The 26,355-nt window shown below is 66.3% G+C and carries 24 protein-coding genes and 1 pseudogene; 19 read left to right on the top strand and 6 right to left on the bottom strand.

Annotated elements, in window-relative coordinates:
* The first annotated feature begins 28 nt into the window (after nucleotides 1-28).
* The 3 genes from ACSQ24_RS28640 to ACSQ24_RS28630 all read left to right on the top strand — a co-directional run bounded on the left by ACSQ24_RS28640 (nucleotide 29) and on the right by ACSQ24_RS28630 (nucleotide 4,522).
* Nucleotides 29-520, top strand: a complete 492-nt coding sequence (locus tag ACSQ24_RS28640) for a tripartite tricarboxylate transporter TctB family protein (protein ID WP_436098176.1) — start codon at nucleotides 29-31, stop codon at nucleotides 518-520.
* 7 nt (nucleotides 521-527) lie between these two features.
* Nucleotides 528-2,030, top strand: a complete 1,503-nt coding sequence (locus ACSQ24_RS28635; protein ID WP_436098175.1) for a tripartite tricarboxylate transporter permease — start codon at nucleotides 528-530, stop codon at nucleotides 2,028-2,030.
* A 305-nt stretch (nucleotides 2,031-2,335) separates the two neighbouring features.
* Nucleotides 2,336-4,522 (top strand): primosomal protein N', encoded by a 2,187-nt coding sequence (locus tag ACSQ24_RS28630; protein ID WP_436098174.1) that lies wholly within the window; start codon nucleotides 2,336-2,338, stop codon nucleotides 4,520-4,522.
* 8 nt (nucleotides 4,523-4,530) lie between these two features.
* Here ACSQ24_RS28630 and ACSQ24_RS28625 read toward each other — a convergent pair whose 3' ends face one another.
* Entirely contained in the window at nucleotides 4,531-4,878 is a 348-nt protein-coding gene (locus ACSQ24_RS28625; RefSeq protein ID WP_436098173.1) for a hypothetical protein, read from the bottom strand.
* Between the two features lie 334 nt (nucleotides 4,879-5,212).
* Between ACSQ24_RS28625 and ACSQ24_RS28620 the strand changes: the two genes are divergently transcribed.
* From ACSQ24_RS28620 to ACSQ24_RS28600, 5 genes are all read left to right on the top strand, one after another.
* A complete protein-coding gene (locus tag ACSQ24_RS28620; protein ID WP_284167113.1) occupies nucleotides 5,213-5,785 on the top strand; it encodes a F0F1 ATP synthase subunit delta in 573 nt (190 codons plus the stop codon).
* Nucleotides 5,785-7,314, top strand: a complete 1,530-nt coding sequence (gene atpA / locus ACSQ24_RS28615; RefSeq protein ID WP_436098172.1) for a F0F1 ATP synthase subunit alpha — start codon at nucleotides 5,785-5,787, stop codon at nucleotides 7,312-7,314. Before ACSQ24_RS28620 ends, atpA begins: the two co-directional genes overlap by 1 nt.
* 127 nt (nucleotides 7,315-7,441) lie before the next feature.
* Nucleotides 7,442-8,311 carry a F0F1 ATP synthase subunit gamma gene (locus tag ACSQ24_RS28610; RefSeq protein WP_436098171.1) on the top strand — a complete coding sequence of 290 codons (870 nt, stop codon included), beginning with the start codon at nucleotides 7,442-7,444 and terminating at the stop codon, nucleotides 8,309-8,311.
* 67 nt (nucleotides 8,312-8,378) lie between these two features.
* A complete protein-coding gene (gene atpD, locus ACSQ24_RS28605) occupies nucleotides 8,379-9,842 on the top strand; it encodes a F0F1 ATP synthase subunit beta (protein ID WP_436098170.1) in 1,464 nt (487 codons plus the stop codon).
* 127 nt (nucleotides 9,843-9,969) lie between these two features.
* Complete coding sequence (locus ACSQ24_RS28600) at nucleotides 9,970-10,383, top strand: F0F1 ATP synthase subunit epsilon (RefSeq protein ID WP_110489939.1); 414 nt, start codon at nucleotides 9,970-9,972, stop codon at nucleotides 10,381-10,383.
* Nucleotides 10,384-10,681: 298 nt separating this feature from the next.
* Here the strand turns inward: ACSQ24_RS28600 and ACSQ24_RS28595 are convergent, their stop codons facing one another.
* On the bottom strand, nucleotides 10,682-11,557 hold the full coding sequence (locus ACSQ24_RS28595; RefSeq protein ID WP_436098169.1) for an HpcH/HpaI aldolase/citrate lyase family protein: 876 nt from the start codon (nucleotides 11,555-11,557) through the stop codon (nucleotides 10,682-10,684).
* A gap of 65 nt (nucleotides 11,558-11,622) precedes the next feature.
* On the opposite strand from ACSQ24_RS28595, the pseudogene ACSQ24_RS28590 reads away from it, so the two are divergent.
* From ACSQ24_RS28590 to ACSQ24_RS28575, 4 genes and pseudogenes are all read left to right on the top strand, one after another.
* Nucleotides 11,623-12,309, top strand: a pseudogene (locus ACSQ24_RS28590) (DUF429 domain-containing protein); the annotation flags it as partial.
* Between the two features lie 132 nt (nucleotides 12,310-12,441).
* Complete coding sequence (locus ACSQ24_RS28585; protein WP_436098197.1) at nucleotides 12,442-13,395, top strand: threonine/serine dehydratase; 954 nt, start codon at nucleotides 12,442-12,444, stop codon at nucleotides 13,393-13,395.
* The gene (locus tag ACSQ24_RS28580) at nucleotides 13,392-14,120 is read left to right on the top strand and encodes an aspartate/glutamate racemase family protein (protein WP_436098168.1); all 729 of its coding nucleotides are present in this window, start codon (nucleotides 13,392-13,394) and stop codon (nucleotides 14,118-14,120) included. The genes ACSQ24_RS28585 and ACSQ24_RS28580 overlap by 4 nt, the downstream gene beginning before the upstream one ends.
* 75 nt (nucleotides 14,121-14,195) lie before the next feature.
* Complete coding sequence (locus ACSQ24_RS28575; protein WP_436098167.1) at nucleotides 14,196-15,257, top strand: MaoC family dehydratase; 1,062 nt, start codon at nucleotides 14,196-14,198, stop codon at nucleotides 15,255-15,257.
* Between the two features lie 20 nt (nucleotides 15,258-15,277).
* Here ACSQ24_RS28575 and ACSQ24_RS28570 read toward each other — a convergent pair whose 3' ends face one another.
* Both ACSQ24_RS28570 and ACSQ24_RS28565 read right to left on the bottom strand, forming a co-directional pair.
* Entirely contained in the window at nucleotides 15,278-15,580 is a 303-nt protein-coding gene (locus ACSQ24_RS28570) for a hypothetical protein (protein WP_436098166.1), read from the bottom strand.
* A 47-nt stretch (nucleotides 15,581-15,627) separates the two neighbouring features.
* Nucleotides 15,628-16,452, bottom strand: coding sequence for a hypothetical protein (locus tag ACSQ24_RS28565; RefSeq protein ID WP_436098165.1), 825 nt, complete (start codon nucleotides 16,450-16,452; stop codon nucleotides 15,628-15,630).
* A gap of 264 nt (nucleotides 16,453-16,716) precedes the next feature.
* Between ACSQ24_RS28565 and sdhC the strand changes: the two genes are divergently transcribed.
* The 5 genes from sdhC to creD all read left to right on the top strand — a co-directional run bounded on the left by sdhC (nucleotide 16,717) and on the right by creD (nucleotide 22,221).
* Nucleotides 16,717-17,109 carry a succinate dehydrogenase, cytochrome b556 subunit gene (gene sdhC, locus ACSQ24_RS28560; protein ID WP_436098164.1) on the top strand — a complete coding sequence of 131 codons (393 nt, stop codon included), beginning with the start codon at nucleotides 16,717-16,719 and terminating at the stop codon, nucleotides 17,107-17,109.
* 11 nt (nucleotides 17,110-17,120) lie between these two features.
* Nucleotides 17,121-17,513 (top strand): succinate dehydrogenase, hydrophobic membrane anchor protein, encoded by a 393-nt coding sequence (sdhD, locus tag ACSQ24_RS28555; protein ID WP_436098163.1) that lies wholly within the window; start codon nucleotides 17,121-17,123, stop codon nucleotides 17,511-17,513.
* Nucleotides 17,514-17,515: 2 nt separating this feature from the next.
* Nucleotides 17,516-19,348 carry a succinate dehydrogenase flavoprotein subunit gene (sdhA, locus tag ACSQ24_RS28550; RefSeq protein WP_436098162.1) on the top strand — a complete coding sequence of 611 codons (1,833 nt, stop codon included), beginning with the start codon at nucleotides 17,516-17,518 and terminating at the stop codon, nucleotides 19,346-19,348.
* Nucleotides 19,349-19,737: 389 nt separating this feature from the next.
* Nucleotides 19,738-20,523 carry a succinate dehydrogenase iron-sulfur subunit gene (locus ACSQ24_RS28545; protein ID WP_436098161.1) on the top strand — a complete coding sequence of 262 codons (786 nt, stop codon included), beginning with the start codon at nucleotides 19,738-19,740 and terminating at the stop codon, nucleotides 20,521-20,523.
* Nucleotides 20,524-20,799: 276 nt separating this feature from the next.
* On the top strand, nucleotides 20,800-22,221 hold the full coding sequence (gene creD, locus ACSQ24_RS28540) for a cell envelope integrity protein CreD (protein WP_436098160.1): 1,422 nt from the start codon (nucleotides 20,800-20,802) through the stop codon (nucleotides 22,219-22,221).
* A 3-nt stretch (nucleotides 22,222-22,224) separates the two neighbouring features.
* Here creD and ACSQ24_RS28535 read toward each other — a convergent pair whose 3' ends face one another.
* Both ACSQ24_RS28535 and ACSQ24_RS28530 read right to left on the bottom strand, forming a co-directional pair.
* Nucleotides 22,225-23,469, bottom strand: coding sequence for an NAD(P)/FAD-dependent oxidoreductase (locus ACSQ24_RS28535; RefSeq protein ID WP_436098159.1), 1,245 nt, complete (start codon nucleotides 23,467-23,469; stop codon nucleotides 22,225-22,227).
* Nucleotides 23,466-24,260, bottom strand: coding sequence for a glutamine amidotransferase (locus tag ACSQ24_RS28530; protein WP_436098158.1), 795 nt, complete (start codon nucleotides 24,258-24,260; stop codon nucleotides 23,466-23,468). The genes ACSQ24_RS28535 and ACSQ24_RS28530 overlap by 4 nt, the downstream gene beginning before the upstream one ends.
* A 247-nt stretch (nucleotides 24,261-24,507) precedes the next feature.
* Between ACSQ24_RS28530 and ACSQ24_RS28525 the strand changes: the two genes are divergently transcribed.
* Together ACSQ24_RS28525 and ACSQ24_RS28520 are read left to right on the top strand one after the other, a co-directional pair.
* Nucleotides 24,508-25,149: a TetR/AcrR family transcriptional regulator gene (locus ACSQ24_RS28525; protein WP_436098157.1), complete on the top strand. Its 642-nt coding sequence runs from the start codon at nucleotides 24,508-24,510 to the stop codon at nucleotides 25,147-25,149.
* 11 nt (nucleotides 25,150-25,160) lie between these two features.
* On the top strand, nucleotides 25,161-26,345 hold the full coding sequence (locus tag ACSQ24_RS28520) for an efflux RND transporter periplasmic adaptor subunit (protein WP_436098156.1): 1,185 nt from the start codon (nucleotides 25,161-25,163) through the stop codon (nucleotides 26,343-26,345).
* The last annotated feature ends 10 nt before the right edge of the window (nucleotides 26,346-26,355 follow it).

The raw sequence follows: 26,355 nt of genomic DNA, 5'->3' as shown, positions 1-26,355 counted from the left end.
CAATCACAGTTCGACGAGATTTCGCAGCATGTTGTTGTCAGACCGCCTGACCGGCGGCGCCATCGCGACGCTCGGCGCCGCCGCTTTCTTCTACGGTTCGAAACTGCCGCCGGTGCCCGGCCAGCAGGTCGGTCCCTCGGCCTTCCCGATGGTCGTCGGCGCCGGGCTGGTACTTTGCGGCGTGATGATCGTGCTGGGTGTCGGCCGACATTTCGAGGAGGTCGCCGAGGCCGATGTCGCGAGCCACAGTGCCCCGGAACTGCTCGAGCCGCTGCCGGCCTGGCGCAACTGGTTGGCTCTGCTGCCGCCGGCGCTGCTGCTGTTCTATGCGCTCGTCTCGGAGAGGCTCGGCTTCCTGCCGACGGCGGCGATCATGGTGCTGACCGCGAGCCTCGCCTTCGGCGCGCGCCTGAAGCTCGCTCTGCCGCTCGCGCTGATCGCGCCCTTCGTGATCAACCTGATCTTCCTCAAGCTGCTGCGCGTTCCCTTGCCCGGCGGCCTGCTGCCCTTCCCCTGGTGAGGCTGCGATGGATACCGTCATCCAGGCCTTCGGCCTCGTCTTCGCTCCGGATGTGCTGATCGCGATCTTCGCTTCCGCCGTCTACGGGCTTCTGGTCGGCTCGCTGCCCGGCCTGTCGGCGACGATGGCGACGGCGCTGCTCGTGCCCGTCACCTTCTACCTCTCGCCGATCGCGGCTGTCGCCACCATCATCACCGCTTCAGCGATGGCGATCTTCTCTGGCGACATTCCCGGCTGCCTGCTGCGCATTCCCGGCACGCCGGCTTCGGCCGCCTATACCGACGAAGCCTATGCGATGACGCGCAAGGGCGAGGCGGAGACCGCGCTCGGCATCTGCCTGTGGTTCTCGGCGCTCGGCGGCATCGCCGGCACGCTCTCGCTGATGCTGATCGCGCCGCTGCTGGCCGAGATGGCGCTGTCCTTCTCGACCTATGAGAATTTCTGGCTCGCCATGCTCGGGCTGATGTGCTCGACGCTGGTGGCGCGCTCATCGCCGATCAAGGCGATCGCGGCGATGCTGCTCGGTCTGCTGATCACCTGCATCGGCATCGACAACCCTGGCGGCGTGCCGCGCTTCACCCTGGGGTCGACTGACCTGCTGGGAGGCATCGAGGTGATCCCGGCGCTGGTCGGCGTCTTCGCTTTGGCCGAGGTGATGCGGGCCTTGACCGAGCGCGAGCCGCCGAAGCTGGAGAACCGCCGGCTCGGCTCGATCCTGAAGGGCCAGTGGGAGCTGACCAAGAAGTATCCGAAGCAACAGGCGCGCGGAAACCTGGTCGGCATCATTATCGGCGTGCTGCCCGGCGCCGGCGCCGATATGGCGGCCTGGGTCAGCTATGCCATGGCCAAGCGCTTCTCGAAGACGCCGGAGAAGTTCGGCACCGGCCATCCGGAAGGGCTGATCGAGGCCGGCGCCTCCAACAACGCGTCGCTCGCCTCGGGCTGGGTGCCGGCGCTGCTCTTCGGCATCCCCGGCGACACGATCACCGCGATCGCGATCGGCGTGCTCTACATGAAGGGACTCAACCCCGGCCCGACGCTGTTCACCTCGCAGGCGTCGAGCATGTACGCGCTCTACATCATCTTCATCATCGGCAACATCATCATGATCCCGCTCGGCATCATCATGATCCGGCTGGCGAGCAAGGTCGTCGGTGCGCCGCGCTCGGCGGTGATGCCGGTGATCATGATCTTCTGCGCGGTCGGCGCCTTCGCTACGGCGGGCAACAACCTGTTCGCGGTCTACTGCGTCGCCATCTTCGGCCTGATCGGCTTCGTGATGGAAAAGAACGGCTATCCGGTCGCGGCGATGGTGCTTGGCATCGTCATGGGCACGATGGTCGAGCAGAGCTTCGTGACTTCGCTGATCAAGTCGGACGGCTCGATCCTGCCCTTCTTCAGCCGGCCGGTCTCGTCGGTTCTGGCGGCGATGACCTTTGGTGCGCTGCTCTGGCCGGTCTTCGTCTGGGCGACGCGCAAGCTGATGGCGCAGCGACCGGCGACGGCCTGACAATAAGGGCGCTGCATCGACGATTATCTCGCGCACTATCTACCCGTCGGGTTCCTCCCTTCCCCCTTGTGGGGATGGGGATGGGGGTGGCGCCACTCGGTGACTGGCAGCAGGAAATGGAGGCGGGCAGCAGCGGCTCCGCTGCGAAATTCCATCGATCGCTCCGGCTTTACGACCCCCACCCCTGCCCCTCCCCACAAGGGGGAGGGATTTCCCGCCCTGCACCCGGCCCGGGGGAGAGGGGGCAGGCTCTGCCCGACGGCTACTGCCGACGATGATTCCGAATCAGTGCTAGAGACGGGCGCATGGACGATGTGCTCGATGAAGGGCAGGGCGGCGGCACGGTCGAGGTGCTGATCCCGCTCGGCCTCGACCAGGCCTATAGCTACGCCGTGCCGCCCGGGCTCACGCTCGCGCCGGGCGATGTCGTGCAGGTGCCACTCGGCCCGCGCGAGACGGTCGGCGTCGTCTGGGAGGCAGGCTCTGGCCGCGGTGGCAACCTGAAGAAGGTGGTCGGCAAGCTCGACATGCCGCCGCTCGATCCGGCCTTGCGCAAATTGGTCGACTGGGTCGCCTGGTACACGCTCGCCGCCAAGGGTTCGGTGCTGGCGCTCGCTCTGCGGCGCCCGCCTGATGACACGCCGGAGCGGCCGAAGCTCGGTGTCAGGCTGGTTGGGGCACCGCCAGCGCGGATGACGCCGGGCCGGGCGCGCGCCATCGCTGCGGCCGAGGGCGGGCTGCTGATCGGTAAATCGGCGCTGGCGGAGGCGGCCTCGGTCAGCACGGCAGTGATCGATTCGCTCGTCGATGCCGGTACCTTTTCCGTGGAGGCGTTGCCGCAGGAGGCGATCGCGGCGCGGCCCGACCCCGATCACGCCAGGCCGCAGCTCTCCGAGGATCAGCTGGCGGTTGGCGATGCCCTCGCGGAGCTCGTGCGCAAGCAGGCCTGGCAGGTGGCGCTGCTCGAAGGCGTCACCGGTTCGGGCAAGACCGAGGTCTATTTCGAGGCGGTCGCGGAGGCGATCCGGCTCGGGCGGCAGAGCGTGATCCTGATGCCCGAGATCGCACTCACGGCGCAGTTCATCGACCGGTTCGAGGCCCGCTTCGGCGTGCGGCCGGGCCTGTGGCACTCAGGCGTGAGCGGGCGCCGGCGCGAGCGCCTGCAGGCGGCGATCGCCAGGGGCGAAGCGCTGGTGGTCGCCGGTGCGCGCTCGGCGCTGTTCCTGCCTTATCGGGATCTCGGCCTGATCATCGTCGATGAGGAGCACGAGGCCGCCTACAAGCAGGAGGACGGCGTCGCCTACCATGCCCGCGACATGGCGGTGGTGCGCGGCAAGATCGAGAATGCGCCGGTGGTGCTGGCCTCCGCCACGCCCTCGCTGGAAACCCGCGTCAATGCCGAGCGCGGTCGCTACGTCCATCTCAAGCTGCCGGAGCGCTATGGCGGGCGTGAACTGCCGGTGCTCGGCCTGGTCGACCTGCGCAAGGACAAGCCGGAGCGCGGGCGCTGGCTCTCCTCGGGCCTGGTCAAGGCGGTCGAGGCCAATCTCGAGGCGAAGGAGCAGTCGCTGCTTTTCCTCAACCGGCGCGGTTATGCGCCGCTGACGCTGTGCCGCGATTGCGGTCACCGTTTCCAGTGCCCGAACTGCTCGGCCTGGCTGGTCGACCATCGCTTCCGGCGGGCGCTGGTCTGCCATCATTGCGGCCATGTTGAGCGCCGGCCGCATGAGTGCCCGGCCTGCCATCAGCCCGAAAGCCTCGTCGCCTGCGGGCCGGGCGTCGAGCGCCTTGCCGAGGAAGTCGCGACGCTGTTCCCGCAGGCGCGCTCGATCGTGCTGTCGAGCGATTTTCCGGGGGGTACCGAGCGCCTGAAGCAGGAGCTGATGGCGGTGGCCGAGGGCGAGTTCGATATCGTCATCGGCACGCAGCTCGTCGCCAAGGGCCATAATTTCCCGGGGATGACGCTGGTCGGGGTGATCGATGCCGATCTCGGCCTGACCTCGGGCGATCCACGCGCGGCCGAGCGCACCTTCCAGGTGCTGAGGCAGGTCACCGGCCGGGCCGGGCGCGGCGAGAAGCCGGGGCGGGCGCTGCTGCAGACACACGATCCCAACCATCCGGTGCTGAAGGCGCTGATCTCCGGCGATCCCGAACGCTTCTACGCGGCCGAGACGGCGTCGCGCGAGGCGGCCGGCCTGCCACCCTTCGGTCGGCTCGCGGGCCTGATCGTTTCGGCCAATTCGCAAGGGGAGGCCGAGACGCATGCGCGGGCGCTGGCGCGCTACGCCGAGGCGCCAGCCGGCGTCGCCGTGCTCGGCCCGGCCGAGGCGCCGCTGGCGATCCTGCGCGGGCGCCACCGCATGCGCCTGATCGTCAGGACGGCGCGCGAGATCAACCTCCAGGATTACCTGCGTGCGTGGCTGAAGCGCGCGCCGCGGCCGAAGGGCTCGGTCAGGGTCGCGGTCGACGTCGATCCGCAGAGCTTCCTTTGAAGTGATCCTTATTTGATGTTGAGGTAGATGCGCGACTGGCTACTGCCTGAATAAAGATAGACGTCGTCGGGGCCTTTATAGCCGGCAGGCGGCATATAGATGACCTGCAAGACCCGCTGCGTACGATTGCCGCAGCGGTGTTGTGTCGTCTCACGCGTGGTAATGCGCCCGCGCTCCGCCTCTCCGTTTACAGCTTGAATCACGTCGTTGCGGCAGTTCCAGAAATTGTAGATCTGCGTCTCAGTGTTGGCCGGCACGGAGCGGCGTGACCGCTCGTATTGCGCCAGAGACGATTCCATCGCCATGAGTAAGGTGAATGCCACTATTCCTGCTGTCGCGAGGTTCAATCTCTTCATGATCGCCTTCCCCCAAATCCGGCGACGGATGCTATTGCGGCAGGGAGGCAAGTCAACAAGGTCCTACAGGATCGACAGAATGGAAAGCTGCGCGTTCGGTCTGCTCTTTTCAACCGAACTAACCTGGCCTGACGAAGCATGGTGCTATGTGCCTCCGGAGCGGCGAAGTGCGGTTGCGCCCCCCGAAACCCCATGCTAGTGCACCGCCGCAATCCAAGCGCCGAAAGCCCTGGAACAGGTTCGTCGTGCGCTTGATCACCGCAGCGTCGGGGATATGCACTCCACCTTCGTCAGAAGGTCGCCGGAGCAGTCCCCTGGAAGAGAGAGCGAGAGCGTGGCCGAGGGCGGATCGCAGGAACAATCCCCTGTCTCGGGCGTGGCCGAGCGCTATGCGACGGCTCTGTTCGAACTGGCCAGCGAGGCCAAGACTGTCGACGCCGTCGCCAAGGATCTCGACACCTTCAGCGCGATGATCGCCGAGAGCGACGATCTCAAGCGCCTGATCGGAAGCCCCGCCTTCTCCACCCAGGACCAGGTTTCCGCCGTCGCCGCGCTCACCGCCAAGGCCGGCATCTCCGGCAGCGCCGCCAACTTCATCGGCTTCGTCGCCAGCAAGCGCCGCCTGTTCGCGCTGCCGGGCATGATCCGCGCCTTCCGCGCCAAGGTCGCCGAAGCCAAGGGCGTGGTCAGCGCCGAGGTCACGCTCGCCGAGCAGCCCTCTGCCGCCCAGCTCAAGGACATCGCCGCGACCCTCAAGGATGTCGCCGGCAAGGATGTCGACGTTTCCGTGAAGGTCGACCCGGCCATCATCGGCGGTCTCATCGTCAAGATGGGTTCGCGGATGGTCGATGCGTCCCTGAAAACCAAGCTCAATTCTATTCGTCTTGCCATGAAAGAGGTCGGCTGATGGACATCCGCGCCGCTGAAATCTCCGCTATCCTGAAGTCGCAGATCTCGAACTTCGGCTCGGAAGCCTCGGTTACCGAGGTCGGTCAGGTTCTCTCCGTCGGCGACGGCATCGCCCGCGTCTACGGCCTCGACAAGGTCCAGGCCGGTGAGATGGTCGAGTTCGAGTCGGGCGTGCGCGGCATGGCCCTCAACCTCGAGAGCGACAATGTCGGCGTCGTGATCTTCGGCTCCGACCGCGAGATCAAGGAAGGCCAGACCGTCAAGCGCACCGGCGCCATCGTCGACGTGCCGGTCGGCAAGGAGATGCTGGGCCGCGTCGTCGACGCGCTCGGCAACCCGATCGACGGCAAGGGCCCGATCAAGACCAAAACCCGTTCGCGCGTCGACGTGAAGGCGCCGGGCATCATCCCGCGCAAGTCGGTGCACGAGCCGATGGCGACCGGCCTCAAGGCGATCGACGCCCTGATCCCGATCGGCCGCGGCCAGCGCGAGCTGATCATCGGCGACCGCCAGACCGGCAAGACCGCCGTGGCGCTCGACACGATCCTGAACCAGAAGGCAATCAACGAAGGCACGGACGAGAGCCAGAAGCTCTACTGCGTCTATGTCGCGATCGGCCAGAAGCGTTCGACCGTCGCCCAGTTCGTGAAGGTGCTCGAAGAGCGCGGTGCGCTCGAGTACTCGATCGTCGTCGCGGCGACCGCCTCGGACGCTGCCCCGATGCAGTTCCTGGCGCCCTTCGCCGGCTGTGCCATGGGCGAGTACTTCCGCGACAACGGCATGCACGCCGTGATCATCTATGACGACCTCTCGAAGCAGGCCGTCGCCTACCGCCAGATGTCGCTGCTGCTGCGCCGCCCGCCGGGCCGTGAGGCTTATCCCGGCGACGTGTTCTACCTCCACTCCCGCCTGCTCGAGCGCGCCGCCAAGATGGGCGATGCCGCCGGCAACGGCTCGCTGACGGCGCTGCCGGTCATCGAGACCCAGGCCAACGACGTCTCGGCCTACATCCCGACCAACGTGATCTCGATCACCGACGGCCAGATCTTCCTCGAGACCGACCTGTTCTACCAGGGCATCCGCCCGGCGGTGAACGTCGGTCTCTCGGTGTCGCGCGTCGGCTCGGCCGCCCAGACCAAGGCGACCAAGAAGGTCGCCGGCAAGATCAAGGGCGAGCTCGCCCAGTATCGCGAGATGGCGGCCTTCGCCCAGTTCGGCTCCGACCTCGACGCCGTCACGCAACGCCTGCTCAACCGCGGCGCTCGCCTGACCGAGCTCCTGAAGCAGGGCCAGTTCTCGCCGCTGAAGATGGAGGAGCAGACGGTCGTGATCTATGCCGGCGTCAACGGCTATCTCGATCCGCTGCCGGTCAACAAGGTCCGCGCCTTCGAGGACGGCCTGCTCTCGCTGGTGCGCGGCAAGCATGCCGACCTGCTGAACGAGATCGGCTCGTCGAAGGACCTTTCGGACGCGAACGCCGCGAAACTGAAGGGCATCGTCGAGGGCTACGCCAAGTCGTTCGCCTGACGAGCGTCATGGCCGGGCTTGCCCGGCCGGCCACGTCGCCGCTGTCGCGACGGCGTGGTGAGCGAGAATGAGGTTCAAATCGTGAGTGGTCGGCTTATGGTCGGCCATGACGGGGTGAGAGCGCCAAATGCCGTCCTTGAAGGACCTTAGAAACCGCATCGCCTCGGTGAAGGCGACGCAGAAGATCACCAAGGCCATGCAGATGGTCGCGGCGGCGAAGCTGCGCCGGGCGCAGACGGCCGCCGAGGCCGCGCGTCCCTATGCCGAGCGCATGGAGGCGGTGCTGGCCAATCTTGCCGGCGGGCTCGCCAATGGCAGCGCGCCGCGCCTGATCGCCGGCACGGGCTCGGACAAGGTCCAGCTGCTCGTGGTCTGCACGGCTGAGCGCGGCCTGTGCGGCGCCTTCAACTCCTCGATCGCCCGTCTCGCCCGTGACAAGGCGAACGCGCTCAAGGCCGAGGGCAAGACGGTCAAGTTCATCTGCGTCGGCAAGAAGGGCTTCGACATCCTGCGCCGGCAGTTCGCCGCCGACATCCTCGAAGTCGTCGACTTGCGCGCCTTCAAGCAGCTCGGCTTCGCCAATGCCGAGGCGATCGCGCAGAACATCCTGACGCGCTTCGCCGCCGGCGAGTTCGACGTCGCGACGCTGTTCTTCTCGAAGTTCAAGTCGGTGATCTCGCAGATTCCGACCGCGCAGCAGATCATTCCGGCCGAGATCCCGGCCGGCGCCAAGACGACCGACGCGGTCTACGACTACGAGCCGGAAGAGAGCGAGATCCTCGAGACCCTGCTGCCGCGCAATCTGACGGTGCAGGTGCTCCGGGCGATCCTGGAGAACGCTGCCTCCGAGCAGGGCGCGCGCATGTCGGCGATGGACTCTGCCACGCGCAACGCCGGCGAGATGATCAAGAAGCAGACGCAGCTCTACAACCGCTCGCGCCAGGCGATGATCACCAAGGAACTGATCGAGATCATCTCCGGCGCGGAAGCGCTCTAACCGCCTAGACATTCAGGCCGGCGCGCCGGCCGCCCGACACGCTGAACGCGAATCCGAGGTTCGAACCATGGCCAAAGCCGCTACCAAGACCAAGACCGCCGACAAGCCCGCCAACACCGGCACCGGCCGCGTCGCCCAGGTCATCGGCGCCGTCGTCGACGTGCAGTTCGACGGCGTCCTGCCGGAGATCCTGAACGCGCTCGAGACCGACAATCTCGGCAACCGCCTCGTCCTCGAGGTCGCCCAGCATCTCGGCGAGAACACGGTCCGCACCATCGCCATGGACTCGACCGAAGGTCTGGTCCGCGGCCAGTCGGTGACCGATACCGGCGCGCCGATCGCGGTTCCGGTCGGCGACGAGTGCCTCGGCCGCATCATGAACGTCATCGGCGAGCCGGTCGACGAGGCCGGCCCGATCAAGACATCGGGCACCCGCGGCATCCACCAGCCGGCTCCGAGCTATGCCGAGCAGGCTACGGAAGCGCAGATCCTGGTCACCGGCATCAAGGTCGTCGACCTGCTGGCGCCATACGCCAAGGGCGGCAAGATCGGCCTGTTCGGCGGCGCCGGCGTTGGCAAGACCGTGCTGATCATGGAGCTGATCAACAACGTCGCGAAGGCCCATGGCGGCTACTCGGTGTTCGCCGGCGTCGGCGAGCGCACCCGCGAGGGCAACGACCTCTATCACGAGATGATCGAGTCGGGCGTCAACAAGAAGGGCGGCGGCGAAGGCTCGAAGTGCGCCCTCGTCTACGGCCAGATGAACGAGCCCCCGGGCGCCCGCATGCGCGTCGCGCTCTCCGGCCTGACCGTCGCCGAAGACTTCCGCGATCGTGGCCAGGACGTGCTGTTCTTCGTCGACAACATCTTCCGCTTCACCCAGGCCGGCTCGGAAGTGTCGGCTCTGCTCGGCCGCATCCCGTCGGCGGTGGGCTACCAGCCGACGCTCGCCACCGACATGGGCAACCTGCAGGAGCGGATCACCACCACCAACAAGGGCTCGATCACCTCGGTGCAGGCGATCTACGTCCCGGCGGACGACCTGACCGACCCGGCGCCGGCGACCTCCTTCGCCCACCTGGACGCCACGACGGTGCTCTCGCGCTCGATCGCGGAAAAGGGCATCTACCCGGCGGTCGACCCGCTCGACTCGACCTCGCGCATGCTCTCCGCCGCCATCGTCGGTGACGAGCACTACGGCGTCGCCCGTCAGGTCCAGCAGATCCTCCAGCGCTACAAGGCGCTGCAGGACATCATCGCGATCCTGGGCATGGACGAGCTCTCGGAAGAGGACAAGCTCGCCGTCGCCCGCGCCCGCAAGATCGAGCGCTTCCTGTCGCAGCCCTTCTTCGTCGCTGAGGTCTTCACCGGTTCGCCGGGCAAGCTCGTCGCGCTCGAGGACACGATCAAGGGCTTCAAGGGTCTGGTCGAGGGCAAGTATGACCACCTGCCGGAAGCTGCCTTCTACATGGTCGGCTCGATCGACGAGGCGATCGAGAAGGCGCAGCGCCTGGCGGCTGAAGCGGCCTAAGGCTGCCGACTCGCGTCATCAAGGGCGTCATTCTCGGGCTTGTCCCGAGAATCTCCCGACCAGAGGGCGCTGGTTTTCGAGATGGTCGGGTCAAGCCCGACCATGACGAGCCGAGGAAAGAGATACGATGGCCACCTTCACATTCGAACTCGTCTCGCCGGAGCGCATCCTGTTCTCGGGTGACGCCGTCAGCGTCATCGTGCCGTCGGTCGAGGGCGAGATGACCGTGCTCGCGGGCCATGCCCCGGTCGTCGCCGTGCTGAAGCCGGGCATCGTCCTGGTCCAGACCGGCGCCAGCAACGGCAAGGAGTTCTTCGTCTCGGGCGGCCTCGCCGAGGTCAACGCGACGAGCGTCACCATCCTGGCCGAGCAGGCCCGGTTCATCGAGGATGTCGACAACGCCGTGCTCGATCAGGAAATCCTGACCGCCGAGACCCGCCATGCCGGTTCGCATGACGAGGCCGAGAAGAAGCGACTGCACGACCAGCTTGTGCAGCTGCGCGAGTTCAAGGGCGTATTCGAGCAGCGCAAGGCGGCCTGAGCAGGTCCACTGGACGGAAATTGAGAAGGCCGGGAGCTCGCTCCCGGCTTTTTTTGTTCTGATGCCCAATGCCTACGACGAGTGGCCCCGGCTCATCGACTTTGACGATAGAGGCGCGGGGAACCCTCTCCTGGAAGGAGAGGGTAGGGTGAGGTGTAGGCCGTTCGACCAGTTCCGCGAGCGCTGACCGCGCGGTTGGGTTCAGGCCAACGTTTGCGGTCCGAACACCTCACCCCTACCCCTCTCCTTCCAGGAGAGGGGTTCCCGCGCCTGGGCACTATCAGCGGCGAACGCAGCCTCAGGCTGCGATTGCTTCCGCCAGCGCCACGACCCGCTTGGCCATTTCGGCATGCAGCCGCTCGACCATGCGGCCATCGAGCTGGATCGCGCCCTTGTCGGCGTTCTCAGGCTCCGAGAAGGCGGAGATGATGGCGCGGGCCCGGGTAAGCTCGGCTTCCTCGGGCGCGAAGACGGTGTTCGCCAGCGCGACCTGGTTCGGATGGATCAGTGTCTTGCCGTCGAAGCCGAGATCGCGCCCCTGCTCGCATTCCGCCTTGAAGCCGGCCTCGTCCTTGAGATCGTTGTAGACGCCATCGATGACGTCGACGCCATGGGCGCGGGCGGCGAGGATCGCCGTGGTCAGCCAGGGCAGCATTGGTGCGCGCCCGGGCACGAAGCGGGCCCGCGTCTCCTTGGCGAGGTCGTTGGTGCCGAGGACGAAGCAGGCGAGGCGTGTCACGGGATCGCGGGCGGCGCGCGCGATCTTCTCGCAGTCGAGGATGGCGAGCGGCGTCTCGATCATTGCCCAGATCTGCGTCTCGGGCTTGGCCCAGAGCCCGGTCAGGCGATGGCCGATCTCGACCAGCGTCTCCGGCGAAGAAACCTTCGGGATCAGGATCGCGTCGGGCGCCGCTTCGGTCGCGGCAGCGAGGTCGGCGTCGAACCAGGGCGTGTCGATGCCGTTGGTGCGGATGACGAGCTCGCGCCGGCCATAGCCGCCGGCTTTCACCGCAGCGCAGACCTGTTCGCGGGCCAGTTGCTTGGCGTCCGGGGCGACCGCGTCTTCCAGGTCGAGGATCAGCGCGTCGGCAGCGATCTCGCGGGCCTTCTCCAGCGCGCGGGCATTGGAGCCGGGCATATAGAGGACACTGCGGCGCGGACGGATATCGGTCATATTGTCTCTCCGGATTGAGGGTCGCCGGGTTCGCTGCAGTGCACAGTAGATCGCGCCGCAATGCAATGTCAGTTCTGCAAAAGATGGATGACAGGGCTGTGATGGGCTGGATTGCGGGCGTCGACGGCTGCAAGGCCGGCTGGATCGCGGCATTCTGCGATGCCGATCTCCAGAGACCACCAGTTGTCGAGGTCTTCCGTGACTTCTCGGCGATCCTCAATGACGAGCGTGCGCCGTCCGTCATCGCAGTCGACATGCCCATTGGGTTGCCCGATTGGACGGGCGGGCGAGGGCGTGGCCCTGAAGAGGCCGTGCGAGTCGTGTTAGGGCGCCTCCGCGGATCGGTCTTCAGCATCCCGTCGCGAGCTGCGGTCTATGCCGTTGACAGGCCCATTATCGGGATGGAAGACATCACGCATTCTCATGCCGTCGCTTGCGGGATCGCGCGCCAAACGTCGGGATTGCAGGCGGCATTCAGCCGGCAAGCTTTCATGATCCTCCCAAAGATTCGGGAAATCGACCGCCTCCTTCGCGAGTTCCCTGAGAACAGGCCGCGCGTCAAAGAGATACATCCCGAAGTCGCGTTCTGGTCGATGAACGGAGAGCAGTCACTTCAGTTCGCCAAAAGGGAACTGGCAGGCGAGGCGGAGCGCGTTGAGTTGCTTCACGCGCAAGGGTTTGCGCTGTCGAGCATTCTGGCGCCTCCTCCAAAAGGTGCCAAACGTGACGATGCGCTCGACGCGCTCGCGGCGCTGGTCGTCGCCCGGCACATTGCCGCCGGGCGCGGCAGGCCCTTTCCCGATCCGCCAGATCGCGATAGCCACGGTCTACCTATCGCGATCTGGACCTATGTCACGGATCGCTCCCTCGTCCAGGATCCCGCCATGACAGAGAAGCCTGTGCCGCGCCCGATGATCGAGGCCGCGGCCGACCGTATTGCCGGCCATGCACGCACCACCCCGGTGATGCGGCTCGGCACCGGCGCCTTCGGCTCGCGTGCCGATGTCTCGCTCAAGCTCGAATGCCTGCAGCATGCCGGCTCGTTCAAGACGCGCGGCGCCTTCAACAACCTGCTCTCGCTCGAGGTGCCCGCCGCCGGCGTCGCCGCGGCCTCGGGGGGCAACCATGGCGCCGCCGTCGCCTATGCCGCCGGCAAGCGTGGCGTGAAGGCGACGATCTTCGTGCCGGAAATCTCGCCGGCAGCGAAGGTCGAGGCGATCCGGCGCTTCGGCGCCGAGGTCCGCATCGGCGGTGCGCAATACGACGACGCGCAGGCGGCCTGCGACAAGTTCGTGGCCGAGACCGGCGCACTGAAAATCCACCCCTTCTCGGCCAAGGAGACGGTTGCCGGCCAGGGCACGCTCGGCCGCGAATGGCAGAGCCAGGAGCCCGATCTCGACACCGTGCTTGTCGCAGTCGGTGGTGGCGGCCTGATCTCCGGTATCGCTGCCTGGTTCGCCGGCACGAGCGTCAAGGTCGTCGGCGTCGAGCCGGAAGGCTCACGGGCGCTGCAGGCTGCCTTGGAGGCCAAGGGGCCGGTGACGGTGACCGTCGCCTCGGTCGCGGCGGATTCGCTCGGTGCCCGCAATGTCGGCCAGCTGGTCTATGATGTCTGCAAGGACACGGTCGACCATGTCGCTTTGGTGCCTGATGCGGCGATCACGGAAGCACAGCGTGTGCTCTGGCGCGATTTCCGCCTGGCGGTCGAGCCCGGTGGTGCCGCGGCGCTCGGCGCGCTGATCAGCGGCGCCTACAAGCCGCAACCGGGCGAGCGGCTCGGTGTGCTGGTCTGCGGCGCCAATGTCGATCTGACGAAACTGGTCGAGATCACGGCATGAGCAAGCGAGGTATCGCGAAGGGCGGCAAGGCGGTCTATGGCGCGCCGCTCGGCGTGCTGATGCTGGAGGCGCGCTTTCCACGCATCCTCGGCGACATGGGCAATGCCGCGACCTGGCCCTTCCCGGTGCTCTACAAGGTCGTCTCGGGCGCCAGCCCCGAGAAGGTGGTGCTGAAGGGTGCGGCCGGGCTGCTGCCTGACTTCATCGCGGCGGCGCAGGAGCTTGTCCGCCTTGGCGCCGAGGCGATCACCACCAATTGCGGCTTTCTCTCGCTGTTTCAGCAGGAGCTCGCGGCCGCCGTCGGCGTCCCGGTCGCGACCTCCTCGCTGATGCAGGTGCCCTGGGTGCAGGCGACCCTGCCGCCCGGCAAGCGCGTCGGCCTCGTCACCGTCTCGGCCGCGACCTTGACGCCGCAGCATCTGACGGCTGTCGGCGTTCCCGCCGACACGCCGGTGACCGGTACCGAGAACGGCCGCGAGTTCTTCCGCGTGCTGATCAAGGCCGAGAAGGAGGAGATGGACATCGATCTTGCCGAGCAGGATGTGGTCGAGGCGGCGCTGCGGCTGGTCGCATTGCATCCCGATGTCGGCGCGATCGTGCTCGAATGCACCAACATGCCGCCCTATGCGGCTTCGGTGCAGGCGGCGACGGGGCTGCCAGTCTACGACATCTACTCGATGATCTCCTGGTTCCATGCGGGCTTGCGGCCTCGGGACTTCCGCTGAGCCTCCGACTTCGGACCAGCTTTACGGCGGGCCGCGCCGCAGCGCACAATGAGAGCCCGCCGAGAGAGCACGTCGATGTCCGAGATCCCCAGCAAGACCAATCCCGGCCGCTTCTTCGAGGATTTTCGGCTGGGCGAGACGATTCCGCACGCGACGCCGCGCACGGTCACGGTTGGCGATGTCTCGCTCTATACCGCGCTCTACGGGCCGCGCTTTGCGGTGCAGTCGTCGGATGCCTTCGCCAAGGCGGTCGGCTATCCGGCGGCGCCGGTCGACGACCTGCTCGTCTTCCATATCGTCTTCGGCAAGACCGTGCCGGATATCTCGCTTAATGCGGTCGCCAATCTCGGCTATGCCGACGGGCGCTTCCTCAAGCCGGTCTTCCCGGGCGACACGCTGTCGACCACCTCCGAAGTGATCGGGCTGAAGCAGACCTCGGGCGGCGATTCCGGCATCGTCTATGTCCGCTCGATCGGTCGCAACCAGCATGGCGAGATCGTGCTGAGCTATGCCCGCTGGGTTCTGGTGCGCAAGCGCCAGCCCGGCACGCCGGCGGCGTTCGAGCTGGTGCCGGAACTACCGAAGAGCGTCGCGCCGGAAGCGCTGGGCGAGGGCTGCCCGCCGCTGCATCTGGCAAGCTATGACGACGCGCTCGCCGGCTCGCCTTTCCGCTGGGGCGACTATCAGGCGGGCGAGCGCATCGACCATGTCGACGGCATGACCATTGAGGAGGCCGAGCACCAGATCGCGACCCGGCTCTATCAGAACACCGCCAAGGTGCATTTCGACGCTTATGGCGCGCGCGAGACCCGTTTCGGCAAGCGCCTGATCTATGGCGGCCACGTCATCAGCCTGGCGCGGGCCCTCTCCTTCAATGGGCTCGGCAACGCCTTTCACATCGCCGCGATCAATGCCGGCCGCCATGTCTCGCCGCTGTTCGCCGGCGATACCGTCTTTGCCTGGAGCGAGGTGCTCGAGGCGGCCGAGCTGCCGGGGCGCGAGGATGTCGGAGCGTTGCGCCTGCGCCTCGTCGCGACCAAGAACCTGCCCTGCAACGAATACCCGCTGAAGCACGCCGACCAGTACGCCGACGGCGTGATCCTCGACTTCGACTACTGGGCCCTGCTGCCGCGCTGACCTCGCATGGCGGTGTCAGGTCACTGGGTGCCTTCGCTCGTCTTCTTGACGCTGACCTTGCCCTTGCCGTCGACCGTCGCCTCGTAGGTCAGGAGGTCGATGCGCTCCTCCTGCGAGATCGAGACGGTGAAGGAGGTCGTCGAGTTCTGCTTGATCGCGCTGATCCCGCCGCCGCCGACCTGCTTATAGGTGCGGCTGATATCGGCGAGAATCGCCTCGATGATGCATTTGGAGCGTTCGATCGCGTTCATCTGGCAGCGCTTTCCTGTGGCGTGGGCGGGGCCGAGCAGGCCGGCCATTCCGCTCAGAACGAGAATGAGCATGGGAAGGTTTCGTGCGGCGGTTCGTGTCATGGCGGTTCAGCCGGCCGTCATTTGCGCAGCGGCCGGTGCGTGAGCATGGCGTTGCTGGCGACCTCGGCCGGGATGCGCGGGTAGATCCGCTGCGTCCTGGCCTCCCAATCGGTCGCCGTCAGCACATTGCCCTTGCCGGACAGCGCGACCATCGCCTTGCGCCAGGGCATGGCGTGGCTCAGGCGCAATTGCATGCCCTGGCCCATGACGGAATATTTGTCGACGTCGGCGACACCATAGCAGTTCGAGGCGTTGGTATCGCCGCCTGGCGGGCAATGCGCCTTGCCGATGTCGACATGTCCGAGCCCGAGCAGATGGCCGATTTCGTGGACATGAGCGCGCTGCATGATCGCCTTGCCCTTGCTGTTGGTACCCTTCTGCACCGAGTTGGTGTCGAGGCTGTCATAGAGCTTGGCATGCGAGCCGAACCAGGTCTCGCTCTTGTGCAGCCGGACCACGTCGATGACGTGATGATGGCCGCCGAGCGCGATGCCGCGATCCTCGATCTTCAGCAGGCACCAGATGTTGGGGCGGTATTTCGTGCCGTTCTTCTCGAGCTCATAGACGGGAAAGTTGTTGGACAGCCAGAACTTGCCGTTCCAGAACCGGGTCGCCGACGCCACGAAGTTCTGCTTCCAGAGATTCCAGCTGCCGGTCGTCCATTTGACGATCTTGCGGGTCGGCTCAGTCGCTCGATTATAGTCGTGATAGGTGCCTTCGGCCGCGCCTGCGGCCGGGTTGATCTGCCGGAAGCCGAGCTTCAGCGTCAGCGTCAGCTCGGCATTGTTGTAAGGGTCGCAGCAGTCGGTGTTCAGTTCGGCCTCGAACTGTGAAAGGCTCATACCCAGTTTCATGGATGGTCCTCGCCCTGTGCGATACGGTCCTCAGGAAGGTGGCGAGCTGCGCTTGTCCCGCTTTAGGCGGTTTTCGCCGCCGGATCGAGAAGGGTGCCAGGCATCAGGTAAAGTTACAGATTCGATTTTCTGTAACCGACCATTCGCTTGCCGCATTGCAGCACGAGGATGGTTTCGTTAGACAGCCATTCACTCTAGAACGATACCAAGCGATCTTCGCTTCGTGAGCTTGAAGGGTCGGGAGTTCTCAACTTGGCCGAGTCCAGACCGGCGGCGCGCCCGCTTTCCCCGCATCTGCAGATCTACCGCTGGTCCTGGACCATGGCGATGTCGATCGCCCATCGCGTCACCGGCACAGCCCTCTATGGCGGCACGCTGCTGATCGCACTCTGGCTCATCGCCGCCGCGTCCGGCCCCGCCGCTTACGACACTGCGCAATGGATCGCCGGCTCCATCCTCGGCAAGCTCGTGCTGTTCGGCTACACCTTCGTGCTGCTGCACCATATGGTCGGCGGTCTCCGCCATTTCGTCTGGGACCTCGGCCATGGCTACGAGCCGCAGGCCCGTACGAACCTGGCGAAGTACAGCGTCGTCGTCTCTGGCGGGCTGACCCTGCTGGTCTGGCTCATCGCCCTGACGCGTTGAGGACAAAGCCGATGCTCTCCAACTCCTCGATGCGCACCCCGCTCGCCCGCGTCCGTGGCCTCGGCTCGGCCAAGTCCGGCACCGGCCATTTCTGGCTGCAGCGCGTCACCGCGGTCGCCAACGTCATCCTGGCACTCGCCTTCCTGTGCATCGTCATCTCGCTGATCGGAAAGCCCTATGCGCAGGCCGTCGCGACACTGGCCAAACCGCATGTCGCGATCCTGATGCTGCTCTTCACCGTCTCCGGCGCCGTGCACATGCGGATCGGCATGCAGGTCATCATCGAGGATTACATCCATCACGAAGGGCTCAAGATCCTCGCCGTGATGGCCAACACCTTCTTTGCGATCGCGGTCGGCGCCGCCTGCGCCTTCGCGCTCCTGAAGATCTCGTTCGGAGGCTGACCATGGCGATCACCCGCGCCCGCGCGACTCCGGCCTATACCGGCCAGGCATACGCCATCACTGACCACACCTTCGACGTCGTCGTCGTCGGCGCCGGCGGCGCCGGGCTTCGCGCCACGGTCGGCTGCTCGCAGGCCGGCCTGCGCACTGCCTGCATCTCAAAGGTCTTCCCGACACGCTCGCATACGGTCGCGGCCCAGGGCGGCGTCGCCGCCTCGCTCGGCAACATGGGCAAGGACACCTGGCAGTGGCACATGTACGACACCGTCAAGGGGTCGGACTGGCTCGGCGACCAGGACGCGATCGAATACCTCGTGCGCAACGCGCCGGCCGCCGTCTACGAGCTCGAGCATTGGGGCGTGCCGTTCTCGCGCACCGAGAGCGGTAAGATCTACCAGCGTCCCTTCGGCGGCATGACCACCGATTTCGGCAACGGCCCGCCGGCGCAGCGCACCTGTGCCGCCGCCGACCGCACCGGCCACGCCATGCTGCACACGCTCTATGGCCAGGCGCTGCGCTACAACACCGAGTTCTTCATCGAGTACTTCGCCATCGACCTGATCATGGACGAGGACGGCCATTGCCGCGGCGTGATCGCGCTGAAGCTCGATGACGGCACGCTGCACCGCTTCCGCTCGCAGCAGACGATCCTGGCGACCGGCGGCTATGGCCGTGCCTATTTCTCGGCGACCTCGGCCCATACCTGCACCGGCGACGGCGGCGGCATGGTGCTGCGCGCCGGCCTGCCGCTGCAGGACATGGAGTTCGTGCAGTTCCATCCGACCGGCATCTACGGCGCCGGCTGCCTGATCACCGAGGGCGCGCGCGGCGAGGGCGGCTACCTCACCAATTCCGAGGGCGAGCGCTTCATGGAGCGCTACGCGCCCTCCGCCAAGGATCTCGCCTCTCGCGACGTCGTCTCACGCTCGATGACGATGGAGATCCGGGCCGGCCGCGGCGTCGGCAAGAACAAGGATCACATCTACCTGCATCTCGACCATCTCGACCCGAAGATCTTGCACGAACGCCTGCCCGGCATCTCGGAGAGCGCCAAGATCTTCGCCGGAGTCGACGTCACTCGCGAGCCGATCCCGGTGCTGCCGACGGTGCACTACAACATGGGCGGCATCCCCACGAACTTCCACGGCGAGGTGCTGACCAAGGAAGGCGGCGATCCGGACCGGGTCGTGCCGGGTCTGATGGCGATCGGCGAAGCCGCTTGCGTCTCCGTGCACGGCGCCAACCGCCTCGGCTCGAACTCGCTGATCGACCTCGTCGTCTTTGGCCGCGCCGCTGGTCTGCGCTGCGCCGAGACGGTCAAGGCCGGTGAGAAGCAGCCGGAATTGCCGGCGAACTCGGCCGATCTGTCGCTCACCCGCCTCGACAAATACCGCAACGCCAAGGGCGGCACTTCGACGGCGGAATTGCGCGACCGCATGCAGCGGACGATGCAGACCAACTGCGCCGTCTACCGCACCGGCGAGACGCTCGAAGAAGGCCACAAGCTGATCCACGAGGTCTGGGGCGGCATCACCGACATCGCCACCACCGATCGCTCGCTGATCTGGAATTCCGATCTGATCGAGACGCTGGAGTTCGATAACCTGATCACCCAGGCGGTCGTCACCATGGACTCGGCGCTGCAGCGTCCGGAAAGCCGCGGCGCCCACGCCCGCGAGGATTATCCGGACCGCGACGACAAGGACTGGATGAAGCACACGCTCGCCTGGATCGACGACGAGAAGCGCAGCGTCACGCTCGATGACCGGCCGGTGCACACTTACACGCTCTCGAACGACATCGAATACATCAAGCCGAAGGCGCGGGTGTATTGAGACGGGGGCGAAGCAAAACCCTTGGACGCCGATAGTGCTCTTGTTGCTCGCGGCTGCATCGTTAGGTGGTTGTTCTTTGTTTATGCCGCTGAGAGGAACGGTCGGAGGCAAAGAAACCTTCACGGGATATCTTCGTGAGGGTGGGGGCATTGGGTTTCAGATCGGCAAGGTTGAGTGCTCAGGAAGCTATCGGCACGCATTTAGTCTTGGGCGAGGCGCCGTGAAATGCACTGACGGGCGAGAGGGGGATTTCTCGATGATCTCTTTCCCTGAACTTCGCCCTGGGCCTGGGCACGGTGATGGCAGAGCAACGGGCTCTCTGGGGGGCCGGGAATTGGTGTTCGACTACGGCAGTGGCTCGTTAGGTACGAAGGAATAGGCGTAGGCAGATGGCCGAATTCAATCTCCCGCAGAACTCCCGCCTGACCGAGGGCAAGGCCTGGCCGAAGCCGGCTGCCGCCAAGAAGGTCACCGAGTTCAAGATCTATCGCTGGAATCCCGACGACACCGCCAATCCGCGCACCGACACCTATTATGTCGATCGCGACGATTGCGGGCCGATGGTCCTCGACGCGCTGATCTGGATCAAGAACAAGGTCGACCCGACGCTGACCTTCCGGCGCTCCTGCCGCGAGGGCATCTGCGGTTCCTGCGCCATGAACATGGACGGCAAGAACGGGCTCGCCTGCACCACCGGCATCGACGAGTGCGGGGCCAAGGGCAAGGTCGCGATCTATCCGCTGCCGCATATGCCGGTGGTCAAGGACCTCGTTCCCGATCTCACCCGCTTCTACGCCCAGCACGCCTCGATCGAGCCCTGGCTCAAGACGACGACGCCGGCGCCCGAAAAGGAATGGTCGCAGGCCAAGGACGACCGCGAGAAGCTCGACGGGCTCTATGAGTGCATCCTGTGCGCCTGCTGCTCGACCTCCTGCCCGAGCTATTGGTGGAACGGCGATCGTTATCTCGGCCCGGCCGCGCTGCTGCAGGCCTATCGCTGGCTGATCGACAGCCGCGACGAAGCCACCGGCGAGCGCCTCGACGATCTCGAGGACCCGTTCCGGCTCTATCGCTGCCACACCATCATGAACTGCGCCAATGCTTGCCCGAAGGGTCTCAACCCCGCCAAGGCGATCGCGGAAGTCAAGAAGATGATGGTGACCCGCCAGGTCTGAGGCGGGTCTGCCGCGCGGCGGAGTGGTCGCGCGTCATGCTCGGGCTTGACCCGAGCATCTCAGGTCGGAGGAGGCTCCAATCGGCGCCCTCTGGTCCGGAGATTCTCGGGTCTGCGCTGCGCTTCGCCCGAGAATGACGCAGGGGGCCCCGGCGAGGCCCGAATCCTCACCCCAATTCCGCCGCTGATTTCGCTGGTTTCGGCCCTCAATCGATCACGCCCGCGACAAGACGCCGCGCTCTCTTCATGACGTTAAGTCACTGCATGAGGGCGAATCATGTCGCAAGAACAAGAGCAACTGAACGAGAGCAAGCTTGAACCGCTGGCCTTTCCCGTCGGCATCAATCCAAGGCGGTTCGGGCGCAGCCCCGGCCTGAAATTCTTCGTCATCGGCTTCCTGGCGCTGCTGCTGCTGATCCCGCTGATGTTCGTCTCAGGGCTGCGCAGCGAGCGGTCGGCCACTGCCAGCCAGGCGGCGCGCGAGATCGGCGAGGCCTGGGGCCGCGAGCAGATCGTCGGCGGGCCGGTGCTGATGGTGCCCTATCTGGTGCCGCCCAAGATCGCCAATGCCGCACCGACGCGCGAGGTCGCGGTCTTCCTGCCCGACGACCTCCAGGCGAGCTCGGAAGCACAGACCGAAATCCGGCGGCGCTCGATCTTCGATGTCCCGGTCTATCGCGGCAAGGTTGCACTGAACGCGCGCTTCCCGCCGCCCGATTTCAAGGCGATCACCTCGGAGACGGTGCAGCCGCTTTGGAACGAGGCGGTGCTCGCCGTCGGGGTCGCCGATGTCCGCGGCCTGAAGAACCGCGCCACGGCGCAAATTCGCGACGGCGCGGCAATTGAGTTCGAGCCGACCTTCGGCGCCGGCATCCGCGAGGGCAGCGGCATCCATGCGGCCCTGCGCGATGTCGACCTGACCAAACCGCTTTCGGTTGCGATCGGGCTCGATCTCAACGGTTCGCGCAGCCTGTCGATCGTGCCATTGGCCAAGAACAGCGCGCTCCGGATGAGCTCGAACTGGGAGCACCCGAGCTTCTCCGGCGCGCATTTGCCGGATGACCGGGTGATCGACGCGAACGGCTTTTCGGCCTCCTGGCGGGTTTCGCATCTGGCGCGCAACCTGCCGCTGGCCTTCAGCCATGACAACCGGCGTGCCGATGCGACCTTCCTCTCCGGCGGCGTCGGCGCCCGCTTCTACCAGCCGGTCGACCTTTACCAGCTCGTCGACCGCGCCATCAAATATGCGGTGCTGTTTGTCGGCGCGGTTTTCCTTGCCGTGTTCGGGTTGGAGCTGGTAGCGCGCGGCAATCTCCACGCCGTGCAGTACACGCTCGTCGGCTTCGCGCTGGTGCTGTTCTACGTGCTGCTATTGTCGCTGGCGGAGCATCTCGGCTTCCTGACCGCCTACCTTACAGCTTCCGCGGCCACGACGGCGCTGATCGCACTCTATATCGGCCTCGTCCTGCGCAGTTTTGCGCGCGGGGCCGTGCTGGGCCTGATCCTCGCCATCGGCTACGGCTTGGTCTACGCGCTGCTGAAATCCGAGGATTTTGCCCTGCTCGCCGGGGCAATCGGCGCCTTCGTCGCGCTGGCGACGCTGATGCTGGCGACAGCCAGGGTCAACTGGTCCGGCCTTGGTGACAGCGTGGCCAAGAGTGTCACCAGCGATCCGGCGCGGCCGACTGCGCCGGTATGACGCCTAGGACAAATAGCGGCTCGGCGCGAAAGGCGCCGGGTCGGCCGGAGCCTGTTCGCCGCAGACCAGAGCGGCGAGGATTTCCCCCGTCACGGGTCCGGTCGAGAAGCCGATATGCTGGTTGCCGAAGGCGAGCCAGAGGCCGGGATGGCGCGGCGCCTCGCCGATCATCGGCAGCGAGTCCGGCAGGGTCGGGCGCGAGCCGCGCCAGGTCGTCTCCTCGGCTGGTTCGGTCAGCGGAAAGGCCTCGCGGGCTCGCGGCAACACCTGGTCGATCTGGGCATGGTCGTCGGGCGCATCGCGATGGGCGAGCTCGACACCACTGGTCAGGCGCAGGCCGAGCTCCATCGGCGCCAGCATATAGGACGCCTCGACGTCGTAGATCGGGCGGTTGAGGAAACGCCCCTGCGCCGGCTTGTAGTGGCGGTGATAGCCGCGCTCGACATTGAGCGGGACCTTGAGCCCGAGCGGCCGGAGCAGGTCGGCGCTCCACGGGCCGAGCGCGACAACTGCGAGATCGGCCTCGTGCTGTGCGTTTTTGCCTGCGGCGCGCCAGCCGTCGCCCTGCTTCGTCAGGCCCATGACCTCATCGCGCAGGATCGTGCCGCCGCGGGCGGCGAAGAGCGCGGCATAGGCTTCGACCACGGCGCCTGGCCAGTCGACCGAGGCACTGTCCTTGTGCAGCAAGGCGGCCGAGAAGATCGGATTCAGGCTCGGCTCCAGCGCCGAGAGCGCCTGGCGATCGAGCGCCTCGACGCGCACGTCATGATCCTCGAGGAAGCTCCGGCGGGCCTCGGCAGCCGCCAGGCCGGCTTCGCTGCGCCAGAGCTCGAGGAAACCGGTGTCGCGCAGGCGCCAGGCGATCCCGGCTTCGGTCATCAGGCGCTTGTGCAGGGGCAGGGAGGGCGTGACCAGGCTTTCAAGCGCGGCGACACGCGGGGCGAGTCGGCCCGGCTTGGCCTCGGCGAGGAAGCCGAGGATCCAGCCGGGATTGCGCAGCAGATGGCCGAGCCGATAGCGCACCGCCGCGTGCCGGTTGCCGAGGTATTTCGGCAGGTTCTTCCATAGGCCGGGATTGTTGAGCGGCATGATCGAAGAGCGGCTGATCACGCCGGCATTGCCATAGGAGGTCTCGCGGCCGGGCTCGCGCCGGTCGATCAGCGTCACCTTGAGGCCGCGTTTCTGCAGCGCGAGCGCGCAGGAGACGCCGACCATGCCGGCGCCGATGACGAGAACGCTGCGACTCACCTGGACAGGACCGGGGAGGGAGCGGGCTCGGCGAGCCAGTGATCGAGGAAGCCGTCGAGCCAGGTGCGCACGGCGGGATCATACTGGTACCAGCCATCGAGATGCTGGTGGCGCAACTGCGCGCCCGGCATCAGCGTGCGCTCATGGGCGCGCACCGACCAGCGGCACATCATCGCCAGCGTCACCTCGGGGTGGAACTGCAGGCCGTAGGCCTTGCGACCGGCGCGGACCGCCTGGACCGGAAAATCGCCGCCGGTCGCCAGGCATTCAGCGCCAGTCGGACAATCGAAGCCCTCGCGATGCCATTGATAGACGGTTGCGGGCCAAGGGCTGCCGGTCGTGGCGGCGTCGGCATGGCCGGCTTCGGTCAGGCTAAGCGGGTAGTAGCCGATCTCGGCCCGGCCTTCGGCATGCGTGTAGACGGTTGCGCCGAGATGGCGGGCAAGCATCTGCGCGCCGAGGCATAGGCCGAGGAAGGGCGCTTCCTCCTTGAGGCAGACGCCGATCCAGTCGGTCTCCGCCTTGACGAAATCGTCGGGGTCGTTGGCGCTCATCGGGCCACCGAAGATCACCGCGCCGGCATGATCCTGCATGGTCTGCGGCAGCGGGTCGCCGAAGCGGGGCTTGCGGATGTCGAGGGCGTGGCCACGCTCGGTGATGAGGCGGCCGACACGGCCGGGCGTCGAATGCTCCTGATGGAGCACGATCAACACCGGCTTGCGCGACGGCTGGGTGCCGAGGCGGGTGCGGAGCCGACGACGGGCCTCGAAGCGATAGGACAGATCGTTCATCGCGACGTTCGATTGCGCTCCTGAGACCGGATTGTCCGCCGGATCACGCTTTAAAATGCGGTTTCCTGGTCCTTGCGGCAAGCAAATTATGCGCCATGGCGGGCATGGCCGAGGTCAACGCCGTGCATGCTTCGTGCAATCTTCCGTCAATACTCCTCTGGCAATGCAACCCGCAGTGATGACGCAGATTGACTTCCCGGCCAGGCTCAGGCATGAGAATGAACGTTCATTCTCAATCGTCGGAAGCATGTCGCACGTCATCACCCCCTTCTCGGCCGAGCGCGGCCTCAGCGAACGCCATGTCCGCATCCTCGACGCGGCCGAGGGCGTTTTCGCGCGCGCCGGCTTCCATGCGGCAACGATGAACGACATCGCCGTGGAAGCCGGGATGAGTCCGGGCAATCTCTATCGCTACTTCTCCTCGAAGGACGCGATCATCGCGGGCATGAGCGAGCGCGATCGAACGGAGGTCGCGGCCGATTTCGCCCAGCTCGATCCAGGCAAGGGCGGGTTGCTCGACCAGCTCGAGGAGCTCGGCCGCCAGCACATGGTGCGCAAGCCGCGCGAGAAGGCGATCATCGCGTTGCAGATCTGGGCGGAAGCCTCGCGTACCCCCGAGATGGCGCAGATCTGCGCTGGTTTCGACGAGGTGGTCGAGCAGGGACTCGCCGCTGCCGTCGAAGGGGCCAAGGCGAGCGGCGAACTGCCGAGCAATCTCGATCAAGCGCGCTTCCTGCAGGCGCTGTTCATGATGGCGGACGGCTTCTTCTGCCGGCGCGCCGTCGATCCGAATTTCGACGCCGCTGCCGGCGCCGATGCCCTGTTCGCCGCAATGCGCGGTCTGGCGCAGACCATGCTGCTGCCGCCCGTCGACGGCCAAACCTCGTAAGAAGACTGACCATGCCCGTATCGCCCAAGACCCTCATCCTGCTGCCGCTCGTCGCCCTCGCCTGCACGCCCGGAGCAGTCTTCGCCCAGGCGCCGGCCTCCGCCGCGACCGCCCAGCAGCCATCCGCCGGTCCGGCGATCACGGTGACATCGGCCAAGCGCGACGAGATCGTGCAGAGCGTCGTCGTCTCCGGCTCGATGATCGCGCGCGACGAGATCATGGTCGCGCCTGAGATCGACGGTGTCGTCATCACTGAACTCCTCGCCGAGGAGGGCGATCGCGTCGCCGCCGGCCAGGTGCTGGCGCGATTGTCGCGCACCACGCTCGAAGTGCAACGCACCCAGAACGAGGCGCAGATCAAGCGCGCCGAGGCGGCGGTCGACCAGGCCAAGGCGCAGATCGTCGAGGCCGAGGCCAATCTCGTTCAGGCCAACAACGCCTTCGACCGCACCAAGGCCTTGCGCGACAATGGCAATGCCAGCCTCGAGACCTTCGACCAGCGGTCCGCCGCGGCGCGCGGCGCGCAAGCGCGCCTGAATTCGATGAAGCAGGCGCTTGCGATCACCACGGCCGACCTGGCGCTGGCCCAGGCTCAGGGGCGCGATATCGAGGTCAGGCTGGCGCGCACCGAGATCAAGGCGCCCAAAGCCGGCATCGTCAGCCGCCGCAATGCCAGGCTCGGCGCCATGGCGACGATGGCGGCCGCGGAGCCACTGTTCAGGATCATCGCCGATGGCGCGATCGAGCTCGAGGCTGATGTCGCCGAGGTCGAGCTGCCCCATCTCAAGATCGGGCAGGCGGTCGCCGTCACGCCGGCAGGTTCCGACAAGGCGCTTGCCGGCCAGATTCGGCTGATCTCGCCCGAGGTCGACAAGGCCTCCCGGCTTGGGCGGCTGCGGATTTCGCTGATCGACAACCCGCCGGTCGCCGTCGGCTCCTTCGCGCGCGGCGTGATCGAGACCGGCCGCAAGACCAGCATAGTGCTGCCGCTTTCGGCGATCACCTATTCGCGCGGCGGCGCGATGGTGCAGTCCGTCAAGGACGGAAGGGTGACGACCAAGAAGGTCACGCTCGGCCTGATCGGCGGCGGACGTGCCGAGATCGCGTCGGGCCTCGCCGAGGGCGAGAGCGTGGTCGCCCGCGCCGGCACCTTCGTGCGTGACGGCGACATGATCACGCCGATCGCGACGAACTGACGGAGCCCCG

The sequence above is a fragment of the Allobosea sp. LjRoot237 genome (assembly GCF_964253285.1).
Classification (GTDB): domain Bacteria; phylum Pseudomonadota; class Alphaproteobacteria; order Rhizobiales; family Beijerinckiaceae; genus Allobosea.
The sequence above is the reverse complement of the archived record's forward strand: the minus strand, read 5'-3'. Positions and strand labels throughout refer to the sequence as shown.